Annotated in this window: 11 protein-coding genes; 7 read left to right on the top strand and 4 right to left on the bottom strand. The window is 69.8% G+C overall.

Annotation, left to right across the window (positions count from 1 at the left end):
• Positions 1–112: 112 nt before the first annotated feature.
• Complete coding sequence (locus tag ACQPXM_RS37865; protein ID WP_432942799.1) at positions 113–1,552, top strand: NlpC/P60 family protein; 1,440 nt, start codon at positions 113–115, stop codon at positions 1,550–1,552.
• A gap of 280 nt (positions 1,553–1,832) precedes the next feature.
• Here ACQPXM_RS37865 and ACQPXM_RS37860 read toward each other — a convergent pair whose 3' ends face one another.
• From ACQPXM_RS37860 to ACQPXM_RS37850, 3 genes are read right to left on the bottom strand one after another with little or no spacing between them, the layout of a single operon-like run.
• A complete protein-coding gene (locus tag ACQPXM_RS37860; RefSeq protein ID WP_432942798.1) occupies positions 1,833–2,078 on the bottom strand; it encodes a hypothetical protein in 246 nt (81 codons plus the stop codon).
• 39 nt (positions 2,079–2,117) lie between these two features.
• Positions 2,118–2,651, bottom strand: coding sequence for a DUF1700 domain-containing protein (locus ACQPXM_RS37855; protein WP_432942797.1), 534 nt, complete (start codon positions 2,649–2,651; stop codon positions 2,118–2,120).
• Positions 2,652–2,709: 58 nt separating this feature from the next.
• Positions 2,710–4,275, bottom strand: coding sequence for an alpha/beta hydrolase (locus ACQPXM_RS37850; protein WP_432942796.1), 1,566 nt, complete (start codon positions 4,273–4,275; stop codon positions 2,710–2,712).
• 808 nt (positions 4,276–5,083) lie between these two features.
• Here ACQPXM_RS37850 and ACQPXM_RS37845 point away from each other — a divergent pair.
• Positions 5,084–5,416 (top strand): MerR family transcriptional regulator, encoded by a 333-nt coding sequence (locus ACQPXM_RS37845; RefSeq protein ID WP_432942795.1) that lies wholly within the window; start codon positions 5,084–5,086, stop codon positions 5,414–5,416.
• Between the two features lie 129 nt (positions 5,417–5,545).
• Here ACQPXM_RS37845 and ACQPXM_RS37840 read toward each other — a convergent pair whose 3' ends face one another.
• Positions 5,546–6,034, bottom strand: coding sequence for an inorganic diphosphatase (locus tag ACQPXM_RS37840; RefSeq protein WP_432942794.1), 489 nt, complete (start codon positions 6,032–6,034; stop codon positions 5,546–5,548).
• A gap of 50 nt (positions 6,035–6,084) precedes the next feature.
• Here ACQPXM_RS37840 and dacB point away from each other — a divergent pair, with 50 nt between their 5' ends.
• From dacB to ftsH, 5 genes are all read left to right on the top strand, one after another.
• Positions 6,085–7,446, top strand: coding sequence for a D-alanyl-D-alanine carboxypeptidase/D-alanyl-D-alanine endopeptidase (gene dacB / locus ACQPXM_RS37835; protein ID WP_432942793.1), 1,362 nt, complete (start codon positions 6,085–6,087; stop codon positions 7,444–7,446).
• Positions 7,447–7,522: 76 nt separating this feature from the next.
• Positions 7,523–8,617: a zinc-dependent metalloprotease gene (locus ACQPXM_RS37830; protein ID WP_432942792.1), complete on the top strand. Its 1,095-nt coding sequence runs from the start codon at positions 7,523–7,525 to the stop codon at positions 8,615–8,617.
• Positions 8,618–8,633: 16 nt separating this feature from the next.
• Positions 8,634–9,638 (top strand): tRNA lysidine(34) synthetase TilS, encoded by a 1,005-nt coding sequence (tilS, locus tag ACQPXM_RS37825; RefSeq protein WP_432942791.1) that lies wholly within the window; start codon positions 8,634–8,636, stop codon positions 9,636–9,638.
• Between the two features lie 4 nt (positions 9,639–9,642).
• The gene (hpt, locus tag ACQPXM_RS37820) at positions 9,643–10,194 is read left to right on the top strand and encodes a hypoxanthine phosphoribosyltransferase (RefSeq protein WP_432942790.1); all 552 of its coding nucleotides are present in this window, start codon (positions 9,643–9,645) and stop codon (positions 10,192–10,194) included.
• A gap of 215 nt (positions 10,195–10,409) precedes the next feature.
• The gene (ftsH, locus tag ACQPXM_RS37815) at positions 10,410–12,440 is read left to right on the top strand and encodes an ATP-dependent zinc metalloprotease FtsH (RefSeq protein WP_432942789.1); all 2,031 of its coding nucleotides are present in this window, start codon (positions 10,410–10,412) and stop codon (positions 12,438–12,440) included.
• The last annotated feature ends 2 nt before the right edge of the window (positions 12,441–12,442 follow it).

Below are 12,442 nucleotides of genomic sequence, written 5' to 3'. Positions count from 1 at the left end.
AAACTGTTCCCAATGGGGCTGAAGGCAACTAGTGTCACGTATGAGGTCCAGAAGGACCAAAAGATCGCGAACTCTGGGGAAGGAGTTCGCGACCGGCGGAAGGAAGTACCCGATGCGGACGCCCTCAGGGGCGACGTCCGGCAGCCGGGTCGTGGGCACTGGGAAGACCGGCAGAGTTCTGCTCTCCGGGGTGCTCGCGGTCTGTCTGGCCGGTTCAGTCGCCCTGACCACCGTGCCGGCCCAGGCCGATCCCCAGCCACCGGTCATCCCGTCGCAGTCGCAGGTGGACGCGGCGAAGAAGGCCGCCGCCGACAAGGCCGCGCAGGTGGCCGCCATCGAGCAGCGACTCGCCGGGGCCAACGCGCGGCTCGAGCAGCTCGGCCGGCAGGCCGGCATCGCCGCCGAGAAGTACAACGGCGCGCTGTACCGGCTTCAGCAGGCCAAGACCGAAGCCGCAGCGGCCGCGGCCCGGGCGAAGAAGGCCGCCCAGACGCTCGCCGAGCAGCGGCGCCAGATCGGCCGGTTCGCCGCGGCGTCGTACCAGGGTGGCGGGGACGTCGCGCAGCTCGCGCCGCTGCTCAGCGCCGACGGGCCGCAGGCGCTGCTCGACTCGGCCGGCGCGGCCCGGTCGGTGTCGCAGGCGATGCAGGGGTCGTACCTGCGGTTCACCGCGACCCAGGTGGTCAGCAACGCGTTCAAGGTGCAGGCCGACCAGGCCGTCAGCAAGGTCCAGGCCGCGACCGACGACGCGGCCGCGGCGAAGAAGGCCGCCGAGGCCGCCGAGGCGAACCAGGCCTCGGCCGTCGCGGCGATCGGTGCCGAGCGCAAACAGCAGATCGGTCTGCTGGCGAGCTTGCGCAACACGTCGTACCAGGTGGCCGACCAGCGGCAGCGGGGACTCGAGGAGCTTGCGCGCCAGCGAGCCGCCGCACTCGCCGCGAAGAAGGCCGAGGAACTGCGCAAGCGGATTGCCGCGAAGGAGGCCGCCGAGCGCGCTCAGGCGGCCGCCGCACGGGCCGAGGCCGAGGCCGCGGCGGCGGCCGCGCAGGCTCGCAAGGAGCGCGAAGAGCGTGAGGAGGCGGCCCGGCGGGGCACCAACCCGCCGAAGCCCCCGAAGCCGCCGAAGAAGAAGCCGAAGCCGAGGATCGAGCGGCCGGGCAACGGCGGCGGCAACACCCCCAGCCGCCGGGGCGCGGCAGCCGCGATCGCCTTCGCGCTGTCCCAGCTCGGCGAGCCGTACGTCTGGGCCGCCGCCGGTCCGGACGCCTGGGACTGCTCGGGCCTGACGATGAAGGCCTGGAAGAAGGCGGGCGTCGACCTGCCGCACTACAGCGTCGCGCAGTACGAGCAGGTCCGGCACATCTCCGAGGACGAGCTGCGTCCCGGCGACCTGATCTTCTGGGCCGAGAACGCCAACGACCCCGGCACGATCTTCCACGTCGCGATGTACCTGGGCGGTGGCCGCATGGTGCACGCGCCGCGCACCGGCCGCCCGGTCACCATCGACAGCGTCTACTACTGGGAGGACCCGGACTTCTTCGGTCGTCCCTGAATCCCGTCGTTGAGCGGCGGCGGTCTGTCCCGGCCGCTGCCGCACCCCGTCAGCCCGCCCCTGACACCGCACCTGAGCCGATGCCCAGCAGAACGGTGGTAGCTGATGACCCCAACCCGCAGCAGAACCCGACTCGCCGCAGTCCTCACCCGGCGGCGCCCCGCCCCGGCCCCGAAGCAGGAGGCCGCCAACTGCTCTGGCGGGGCCACCCGGCCTGACAACGCGCCGGTCGACCAGCCGGCACCCGAGCCCGAGTGCCGGCAGCCCCGCTCCTACTCGCTCATCGGTTGGTGAGGTAGTCCGGGACGCGGTGAACGCCGTCGAAGCTGTAGCCGTCCCAGTCCCAGGCGCTGGTCCCACCGATCAGGAGGATCGCGACTGCCAGCACTGCGACGGCGTTGAGTGGCACGAGCAGCCACAGCCAGCGCGGGTCGGACTGGGAGAGCCGGCCCAGCTTGATCGACACCAGTACGCCGGCGAGCGCGGCCGCCAGCAGCGGACCGGCTTCGGTGGTTCGTGCGAGCACTCCGCACAGAGCCACTCCGGCCAGCGCGCCGCGTAGCACTCACCACACCGGCTGGCCGATCACGACCAGTTCCCGGCGCAGGCCGGCCGGCAGCGCCGAGTGGAGTCGGTGCAGCCGCTGCTCGTACCGGATCCAGACCGGGGTGCTGGTGACGACCGACGGATCCTGGTTGCGCAGGGCAAGTAACCCGAGGATCGCGGGCAGCAGGCCGGCTGCCAGCCAGCCGAAGACGGCGGGCGACGAGTCGAGGTCCCGGGCGAACCACACGATCAGCAGCGCCGGGGTGAGGACCGTGGACACCGCGAGCCAGCCGAGCGCCGCGGTGCCGCGATCGGCCGGCCCGGAGTTGCTCGCCTGGGGCGGATAACCGGCCGCGGCGCGGAGCTGGGCGGCGTACTGCTGCGGTGTGCCGAGCCGAGCCTCCAGGAGTTCAGGGGTGCGGAACTCCTGGCTGAGCTCGGTCAGGTGTGCGGCGATGTCGTCCATCACCTCTTCCAGCTCGTACGCCGGTAGGTCGGCGAGTTCGGCGCGGACGCGCCGGAGGTAGCCGCTGGCGGTGTCGGTGATCGTCACAAAGCCTCCCGGAGGTGTTCTGCGGTAGAGGCTACTGTGCAATGTGTAATACCGGAAGTCACCAGCGCGCGGTGGGTTCCAGGGGTGCTGGGGTTCGGGTGGTCAGGGCTGGGTTGTTGGCTGGGCAGTGGGTGCCGTCGGTGGGGAGGGTGAGGTCGAGCAGGTAGTTGTCGGCGGCGGCTCGGGTGCAGGGGGTGCGGGAGTAGACGACGTGGCCGGCGCCTTCGTAGGTGACGAGGACGGCGCCCTTGCCGAGTTGGTGTTTCGCGTTGAGCGCCCAGGCGTAGCCGGTGGCCGGGTCGTGCAGGCCGTTGAGCATCAGGATGGTCGGGGCGCCCTTGACCTGTAGGCGGTGCTGCGGGTTGTTCACGGTGCCGGGGACGCCGATGCAGGAGGTGATCGAGGACAGGGCCAGGACGGACGCGCGCATCCGCGGGGCGACTTTCAGGCTCGTCTTGTACATCGTGTCGAGCTCCTGGAAGCCGCTGATCGGGACCGACCAGTCCTGGCAGAAGTGCGGCCGCACGTCTTCGACCAGTTCGTCGGCGGTGCGGTTGGGGGTGGTGCCGCGGGCCTTGGTGAGCTCCGACTCCGCGGCGCGCAGGGTGGTGGCGGTCGTGGTTCCGCTGTGCAGCGACGCGAGCAATTGGCCGAGCTGCACCCAGCGGGGACGGTTGAAGTAGAACTGCGTCACGTCCAGCAGCGACCAGGTGTCCACCGTCGAACCGTCCGCCGGGTCGACCAACTCGCCGGCGTCCGCCTTCGCCAGCAGTTCGGCGTACACGGTGGAGACGTTCTGGCCGTTGAGCGCGCAGTTGGCGCTCTGGGCGCACCAGTCGGCGAACTGCTGGAACGAGTCCTCGGCGAAGGCGCCCTCGCTGAGCAGGAACGCCCACTTGCCGAGGCTGTGGTCCATGTTGCCGTCGTTGACCATGCTGCGGATCCGGTGCGGGAACAGCTCGGCGTACATCTGGCCCATCAGACTGCCGTACGACGCGCCGTACCAGTTCAGCTTGTCGGCGCCCAGTGCGGCGCGGACCGCGTCGAGATCGCGGGCGACGGAGACCGAGTCGACGTGGTCGTACAGCGGGCCGGTCTGCTTGCGGCAGTCTTCGGCGAGCTGCCGGTTGTATTTGGTCAGCGCGGTGAACTCCTCGGGAGTGCGCGGCAGGACGGTGAAGCCGGGCTGGTCGAGGGCGGACGCCGAGCAGACCACCGGATGGCTGCGCGCGACGCCGCGGGGGTCGATGCCGATGATGTCGAAGCTGCGCAGGATCGCCGGACTGAACAGGTTGCCCGCGGTGAAGGCGTAGCTGACACCGGAGCCGCCGGGGCCGCCCGGGTTGATGAACAGCGGGCCCTTCGACGACGCCGGGTCGTCGGCGGGTCGCTTGGCCAGGGCCAGCTCGAAGGTCGGCCCCTGCGGTTGGGCCCAGTCGACCGGGAGGGTGATGGTGCCGCAGGAAAGAGCCGGGGCCTCGGCGCACGGCGTCCACTCGATGGTGCGTGTCGGCTGCTCGGCTCCGGCCTGGGCAGAGGCTGTCGATTGAGTGGCGAGGCCTGCTGCCAGGAGGAGCAGGGCGGTGCCGGTCGCGGCCGGCCGGGTCAGGCGCTGCCAGTTCATGTGGGTGCTTCCCTCCGTCGGGCGTACGGACGCAGGGCAACCTACCCGCCACGGTCGGTCATCGGTGAAGCTCTGCAGCTACTTGCAGAAGCTGCCCGGAATCTCCTCCGGAGCGACCGCAAAATCTGTGCTGGCGAGATTAGACATTGCTCGGTGGGGTGTGTAGAGTTTCTGGTGTTGACGGAGAACGAACAGCGAAGCTGACGTGGACAGCTGACGATCTGTCCGAGAAGTGAAGAAGTACGTCGGCGGACTCCGCCGGGCCGATCAGTGGAAGGGCTCGGGTTTCACGCCGTGCTCCGGATCAGAGTCGCCAGGGCCAGTGGTCGAAAAAGGTCCGCGGCTTGACGGAGCGAGCAGTTGCAGTACGAAGCAGTTGGTAGTTGCAGTAGCAAGTAGAAGTACCGGCAGTTGCAGTACGTAGTCAGTTGCAAGTTGTAGTTGCAGTTCCGTACAGCAGTACCAGTTGTTCGCAGTACCAGTTGTTCGCAGTACCAGTTGTTCGCAGTACCAGCAGTTGCAGTCAGTTTGTCCGCGAGTAAGGAGGATGGATTCACCGTCGGATCGCCCGCCAGTGCCAGTACTTCGCCGGGCGGGTGCCGTAGTTCCATCGTGATGGGAAGGTGGTCTTCGGTTACGCATTCAGCGATCCCCGCAGTGACGGCCTTCAGTTGGCGTGCTGCGGATGTGTTTGACCGGCTTCACGGCCGGAGATGGTGACAAAATCCAACCTCGGGCCCCGGTGCTACGGCACCGGGGCCCTTCGACATGGAGTCCGATGACGTTAGATTCACCCACGGAGACACCGATGAGTTCAGCCCAGAGCACCGGGCCGGCCCACTTCGACGACGACGACTACCCCGCCTACACGATGGGCCGGGCCGCCGAGATGCTCGGCACCACGCCGGGGTTCCTGCGCAGCCTCGACGAGGCGAAACTGATCACCCCGCAACGGTCGGAGGGCGGCCACCGCCGGTACTCCCGCTACCAGTTGCGGCTGGCCGCGCGGGCCCGCGAGCTCGTCGACCAGGGCACGGCGCTCGAGGCGGCGTGCCGGATCATCATCCTGGAGGACCAGCTCGCCGAGGCGCTGCGGATCAACGAGCAGATGCGCGCCAAGGAGCAACCGCCGCAGGACTAGCCATGCGGCGCCTGGCCTCGCGGCGCCCCACCGCCGTACGCCGAGACAAACGTGTGATCGCCAAGACGACCTCCGCTGATCCCAGCGGAGGTCTTGTGCTGTCCCCCGGCGGACCCGCCGGGGAAACGATCAGTGGCCTTCGATCTTCAGGCGCTCGAAGGACGCGGTGATCTCCGCCTCGGCGTCGGCGCGGCCGACCCAGGTGGCACCCTCGACCGACTTGCCCGGCTCCAGGTCCTTGTAGACCTCGAAGAAGTGCTGGATCTCCAGCCGGTCGAACTCCGGCACGTGGTGGATGTCGCGCAGGTGCTCCTGACGCGGGTCACCGGCCGGCACGCAGAGCACCTTGTCGTCCGGGCCCTTCTCGTCGGTCATCCGGAACATGCCGATCGCCCGGGCGCGGATCAGGCAGCCGGGGAAGGTCGGCTCGGGCAGCAGCACGAGCGCGTCCAGGGGGTCGCCGTCCTGACCGAGGGTCTCCTCGATGAACCCGTAGTCGGAGGGGTACTGAGTGGACGTGAACAGGGTGCGGTCGAGCCGCAGCCGGTTCGTCTTGTGGTCCAGCTCGTACTTGTTGCGGGTGCCCTTGGGGATCTCGATGAAGACGTCGAACTCCATACGGCAGATACTGTCACGGTTCGGACCGACCAAATGACAGGAGCAGCCTGGTGGCCCGTCCTCTCCGTGCGGTCTTCGTCACGCTGACCGCCGGCACCGCGCTCACCGGACTGGTCGGCGGGGCCCAGGCAGTGCCCGCGTCACCGCAGGGCGCCACCACCGGTACGGCAGCGCCCGTCGTGCTCGCGCCGGCGAAGGCCGAAGGCGTCGTACCCACCGCGGCCGGCGTACGGAAGGTGCTGGCGCCCGCTCTGGCCGACCCGTCGCTCGGCAAGCACTACGGCGCCACCGTGTACGACGCGTCGCGCGGCAAGACGGTCTACTCGGTCGGTACGACGCGCCCGTACGTCCCGGCCTCGACGCTGAAGCTGCTGACGACCGTGGCGGCGCTGGAGACGCTCGGACCGGACCACTGGTTCTCCACCTCGACCGTGCGGAGCGGGAGCTCGCTGGTCCTGGTCGGCGGCGGCGACCCGTTGCTGACGCTCAAGCGATCCAGTGACCCGCTGGAGTTCCCGGTCCGGGCCACGCTGCAGGACCTGGCCACCAGTACGGCGAAGTCGCTGCGCGAGCAGGGGGTCAGCTCGGTCACGCTCGGGTACGACGCGACGCTGTTCACCGGCCCGGCGGCCAACGCCAAGTGGCAGCCCAACTACATCCCCGAAGGCATCGCCGCGCCGACCTCCGCGTTGTGGGTGAACGAGGGCCGGATCACTCCGGGCCAGGCGAAGCGCGCCGCGTCGCCGTCCGCCGCGGCCGCCGCGTCGTTCGCGACGCTGCTGCGGGCGGCGGGCATCAAGGTCGCCCCGGGCGTGAAGCCGCTGGCGGCTCCCGCCACGGCCCAGAAGGTGTCCGAGGTCAGGTCGGCGCCGGTGGGCGACATCGTCGAGTACGTGAACCTGCACAGCGACAACGACGGCGCCGAGGTGCTGCTGCGGCACGTCGGGCTGTCGACCGACAACGGCGGCTCGTACGCCGGTGGGCTCAAGGGACTGCGGACCACGCTGACCAAGCTCGGGCTGAACGTGAGCAAGGCGCGGATCGAGGACGGCAGCGGGCTGTCGCGGACCAACCAGGTGCCGCTCGACGTGCTCGCCGGGGCGGTCCGGGTCGCGGTGAGCCGGCCGGAGTTGCGGCACCTGATCAGCGGGCTGCCGGTGGCGGGGTTCACCGGGAGCCTGGAGAACAGGTTCGCCGCACCGGGTACGTCGGCCGGGACCGGGCTGGTGCGAGCCAAGACCGGCACGCTGACCGGCGTGCACTCGCTGGCCGGGCTGGTGAGGAGCCGGACCGGCTCGCTGCTGGTCTTCGCGGTCGCCACGGACGCCGTACCGGCGAACAAGCCGCTGGAGGCCAGAGCCGCGCTGGACCGGGCGGTCGCCGCGCTGGCCACCTGCGGCTGCGCTGCCTAGCGGAACACCCTTCTGCTGGGGCGCTGTCACCCGCGTTCCGGGAGCGCATGTTGGAACATGCCACTAGGGTCGGACTATGAGTACGGCTGAAGGTGGAACCACGGCCGAGATGGTCGATTGGCAGCTGGCGACCGGTGTGGCCCGGAAGCTCCTGCGGCCGGGCCCGGTGGTCAGTCGCGCGGAGGCGGACCAGGTGGTCTCCCAGCTGCGGCAGTTCGCCGCGGACTCCGAGCACCACGTCCGGGACTTCACCGGACTGCAGGCGACCTCGGCGACCGCTCCGGTGGTGATCGTCGACCGGCCCGGCTGGGTGCAGGCCAACGCCGACGGCTTCCGGACCGTACTGGCGCCGCTGGCCAACAAGCTGCGGGAGAAGCAGGAGAAGACCGGCGGGCTGTCGTCCGCCGTCGGCTCCCGCGTCACCGCGATCGAGGCCGGCGCGCTGCTGGCCTTTCTCTCCTCCCGGGTGCTCGGGCAGTTCGACCCGTTCTATCCGTCCCAGCCCGACCCGGACCGTCCTGGCCTGACCGGGCGGCTGCTGCTGGTCGCGCCGAACGTCATGCACGTGGAGAACGAGCTGGGCGTCGTACCGCGGGACTTCCGGCTCTGGGTCTGCCTGCACGAGGAGACGCACCGGGTGCAGTTCACCGCGGTGCCCTGGCTGCGGGACCACCTGCGGTCGGAGATCGCGCTGTTCCTGGACCAGGCCGAGCTGGACGCCTCGGCGTACGCGGCGATGTTCCGGGAGGCGCTGCAGCGGCTGGGCCGATCGGTCAAGGGTGAGGCCGAGCTGAGCCTGGTCGACCTGATGCAGTCGCCGGAGCAGCGCGCCGTCCTGGACCGGCTGACCGCGGTGATGTCGCTGCTCGAGGGCCACGCGGACTTCGTGATGGACGGGGTCGGACCGTCGGTGATCCCCACCGTGGACACCATCCGGTCCAAGTTCACCGCGCGCCGCTCCAGCGGGAACCCGGTCGACCAGCTGCTCAAGCGGCTGCTCGGCCTGGACGCCAAGCTGAAGCAGTACCAGGACGGCGCCGCGTTCGTCCGGCGGGTCGTCGACCGGGTCGGCATGGAGGGCTTCAACAAGGTCTGGACCGGGCCGAACACGCTGCCCACCAAGAACGAGATCGCCACCCCGGATGCCTGGATCAGCAGACTTCACGGCTGAGTCCGCCGAGGAGCTGGTGGACAGCAGACGAGGGAAGCTCCATCCGGCGGTCGCGCGCGTCCGGGAGGGCGTCCGGGCCGCGCTCGCCGATCTGCCGGCGGGCACGACGGTCCTGGTCGCCTGCTCGGGTGGAGCCGACTCGTTGGCTCTGGCTGCTGCCACGGCCTTCGAGGCACCGAAGCTGGGGCTGCGCGCCGGTGCGGTCATCGTGGACCACGGGCTGCAGGCGGACTCCTCGCAGGTGGCAGCTGTTGCAGCTGACCAGTGCCGCTCGCTGGGGCTCGACCCGGTAGACGTGCGGGCAGTAGAGGTCGGTAGCGACGGCGGACCCGAGGGCGCCGCCCGCACCGCCCGGTACGACGCACTGCGTGACGCGGCCGACGCGGTCGGTGCCGACGTCGTACTACTGGGCCATACCCGCGACGACCAGGCGGAGACCGTCCTGCTCGGGCTGGCGAGGGGGTCCGGTGCGCGGTCGCTGGCCGGGATGGCTGCGGTCGCCGGACTGCTGCGGCGGCCGCTCCTGGAGGTCCCGCGCGCGACCACGGCCGCTGCGTGCATCGCTTCCGGGCTGCGGCCGTGGCACGACCCGCACAACGAGGACCCGCAGTACAGAAGAGTGCGGGTGAGGCACGAGGTGCTCCCGGTGATCGAGGAGGCGCTCGGCCCGGGAGTGACCGAGGCGCTGGCCCGGACCGCCGGGCTGCTCCGGGCGGACGCCGACGCGCTCGACGCGCTCGCCGCCGACCTGGCCGAGACCGCAGTACGCCGTACCGGCGAGGAGGTGGTCTGCGACCTCGGCATGCTCGCGGCGGAGCCGCAGGCGATCCGCACGCGGGTGCTGCGCCAGGCCGCGCTGGAAGCCGGTTGCCACGCCACCGACCTGACCGCCGGTCACGTCGCCGCCGTCGACGCGCTGATCACCGACTGGCGGGGCCAGCGCTGGATCGACCTGCCACAAGCGATCCGGGCCGTCCGCCGAGGCGGATTCATCCATCTGGCGCGGGGTGTGTCAGGCTAACCGTGTGGACGCGTCGGACATCGAGAAGGACCTGACCGAGATCCTCCATACCGAGGAGGAGATCCTGGCCAAGCTCAAGGAGCTGGCGGCCCGGATCGAGGCGGACTACGAGGGCAAGGACCTGCTGGTGGTCGGTGTCCTCAAGGGCGCCGTGATGGTGATGGCGGACCTGGCCCGCTCGTTCAGCCGGCACGTCGAGATGGACTGGATGGCCGTCACGTCGTACGGCTCGGGCACCAAGTCGTCCGGGGTGGTGCGGATTCTCAAGGACCTCGACACCGACATCTCCAACCGGCACGTGCTGATCGTCGAGGACATCATCGACACCGGGCTGACGCTGAGCTGGCTGGTCAGCAACCTGCAGTCGCGCAAGCCGGCCTCGGTGGAGATCTGCACCGCGTTCCGCAAGCCGGACGCGGCCAAGATGGCGGTGCCGGTCAAGTACGTCGGCTTCGACATCCCCGACGAGTTCGTGGTCGGCTACGGGCTGGACTACGCCGAGAAGTACCGCAACCTGCGCTGCGTGGCCACGCTCGCGCCGCACGTCTACTCCTGAGCCGCGCCCGTCTGCTCCTGAGCCGCTCGGCGGCTGTTCCCAAGCGCTGTCCAGGCGGGACTTGGTGACAGGCTGTACAACGGACCGTACCGTCGTCAGGTGACCCTCGTGGTGTGTTGTCTTGTGCGACACGAGACACTTGGACTGGTGTTACCGTCGAAGGCCCCCTCACCCGGGCCTGCTGAGCTAGGAGGGACGGGGCTCGAGCCTCGATCATGGACGTGAAGCGCATCTTCCGCGGACCGCTGTTCTGGATCGTCGTCGCCTTCCTGGGCGTGCTGGTGATCGGACAGCTCCTGACCGGCTCGACCGGGTACAAGACCGAGCCCACGGGCCAGGTCGTGCAGCTGATCCAGCAGGCCACCACCTCGTCGGACAAGACGATCAAGTCGGTGACGCTGATCGATCCCGACCAGGAGATCCGGGTCGAGAAGACCGACGGCACCAAGGTGCGGGCGCACTGGGTCGACGGCCAGGCCAACACTTTGGGCACGTCGCTGCAGACGCTGTTCCAGCAGGGCAAGATCGAGCGGTACGACGTGGAGAACCCCAAGCCGAGCTTCATCGGCCAGGTCTTCTCGACGCTGATCCCGTTCCTGCTGATCGCGGTCGTGTTCATCTTCTTGATGAACTCGATGCAGGGCGGCGGCTCCCGGGTGATGAGCTTCGCCAAGTCGAAGGCCAAGCTGGTCACCAAGGACACCCCGAAGACCACCTTCGCGGACGTGGCCGGGGCCGACGAGGCGATCGAGGAGCTCGGCGAGATCAAGGAGTTCCTGCAGGAGCCGGGCAAGTTCCAGGCGGTCGGCGCGAAGATCCCCAAGGGCGTGCTGCTGTACGGCCAGCCCGGTACGGGCAAGACGCTGCTGGCGCGGGCGGTCGCGGGTGAGGCGGGCGTTCCGTTCTACTCGATCTCCGGCTCGGACTTCGTCGAGATGTTCGTCGGTGTCGGTGCCTCCCGGGTGCGCGACCTGTTCGAGCAGGCCAAGACCAACGCGCCGGCGATCATCTTCATCGACGAGATCGACGCCGTCGGGCGGCACCGTGGTGCGGGCCTGGGCGGTGGCCACGACGAGCGCGAGCAGACGCTGAACCAGCTGCTGGTCGAGATGGACGGCTTCGACGTCCGCGGCGGTGTGATCCTGATCGCCGCGACGAACCGGCCGGACGTGCTCGACCCGGCGCTGCTGCGGCCGGGCCGCTTCGACCGGCAGATCCCGGTCGACGCGCCGGACCTGCCGGGCCGCGACAAGATCCTCAAGGTGCACGCCCGGGGCAAGCCGATGGCCGAGGACGCGGACCTGACGGCGGTCGCCCGCCGGACGCCGGGCTTCACCGGTGCCGACCTGGCCAACGTGCTGAACGAGGCGGCCCTGCTGACCGCCCGGCTGAACAAGCAGCAGATCGACAAGCACGCGCTCGACGAGGCGATCGACCGCGTGATCGCCGGTCCGCAGCGCCGGACCCGGTTGATGTCGGACAAGGAGAAGGTGCTCACGGCGTACCACGAGGGCGGACACGCCCTGGTCGCCGCCGCGCTGCCGCACTCCGACCCGGTGCACAAGGTGACGATCCTGCCGCGCGGTCGCGCGCTGGGGTACACGATGGTGCTGCCGGACGAGGACAAGTACTCCACCACCCGGTCGGAGATGCTGGACAAGCTGGCCTACATGCTCGGCGGCCGCGCCGCCGAGGAGATGGTGTTCCACGACCCGACCACGGGCGCGAGCAACGACATCGAGAAGGCGACCGCGCTGGCCCGCGCGATGGTCACCCAGTACGGCATGACCGAGCGGCTGGGCGCGATCAAGTTCGGCCAGGACTCCGGTGAGCCGTTCCTGGGCCGCGACCTGGGCAGCCAGCGCAACTACTCCGAGGAGATCGCCGCGGCGGTCGACGAGGAGGTCGGCAAGCTGATCCTGAACGCGCACCAGGAAGCCTTCGACATCCTGGTCGAGAACCGTGCGGTGCTGGATCACCTGGTCGAGCAGTTGCTGGAGAAGGAGACGCTGGACAAGGGCGAGATCGCCGAGATCTTCGCGCCGGTGCGCAAGCGTGAGCTCCGGCCGGCCTGGACCGGTTCGTCCACCCGGGTGCCGTCGGAGCAGCCGCCGGTCAAGCCGCTGCCGAGCCGCGGTGAGCAGAACGGCTCGCTGTCCGACGTGATCCCCGGCGGCTCGGTCGGCCCCGACGAGGCGGCGCACGGCCCGAACTACGGCGGCGGCGCGACCCCTCCGGCGGAGTAACC

The sequence above is a fragment of the Kribbella sp. CA-253562 genome (genome assembly GCF_050942265.1).
Taxonomy (GTDB): Bacteria; Actinomycetota; Actinomycetes; order Propionibacteriales; family Kribbellaceae; genus Kribbella.
The sequence above is the reverse complement of the archived record's forward strand: the minus strand, read 5'-3'. Positions and strand labels throughout refer to the sequence as shown.

Bases quoted from the DNA above. Each gene is read 5' to 3' on its own strand.
- ACQPXM_RS37865 (WP_432942799.1), top strand. From the start codon at position 113: ATGCGGACGCCCTCAGGGGCGACGTCCGGCAGCCGGGTCGTGGGCACT.
- ACQPXM_RS37850 (WP_432942796.1), bottom strand. From the start codon at position 4,275: ATGAACTGGCAGCGCCTGACCCGGCCGGCCGCGACCGGCACCGCCCTG.
- ACQPXM_RS37845 (WP_432942795.1), top strand. From the start codon at position 5,084: ATGAGTTCAGCCCAGAGCACCGGGCCGGCCCACTTCGACGACGACGAC.
- ACQPXM_RS37840 (WP_432942794.1), bottom strand. From the start codon at position 6,034: ATGGAGTTCGACGTCTTCATCGAGATCCCCAAGGGCACCCGCAACAAG.
- ACQPXM_RS37830 (WP_432942792.1), top strand. From the start codon at position 7,523: ATGAGTACGGCTGAAGGTGGAACCACGGCCGAGATGGTCGATTGGCAG.
- ftsH (WP_432942789.1), top strand. From the start codon at position 10,410: ATGGACGTGAAGCGCATCTTCCGCGGACCGCTGTTCTGGATCGTCGTC.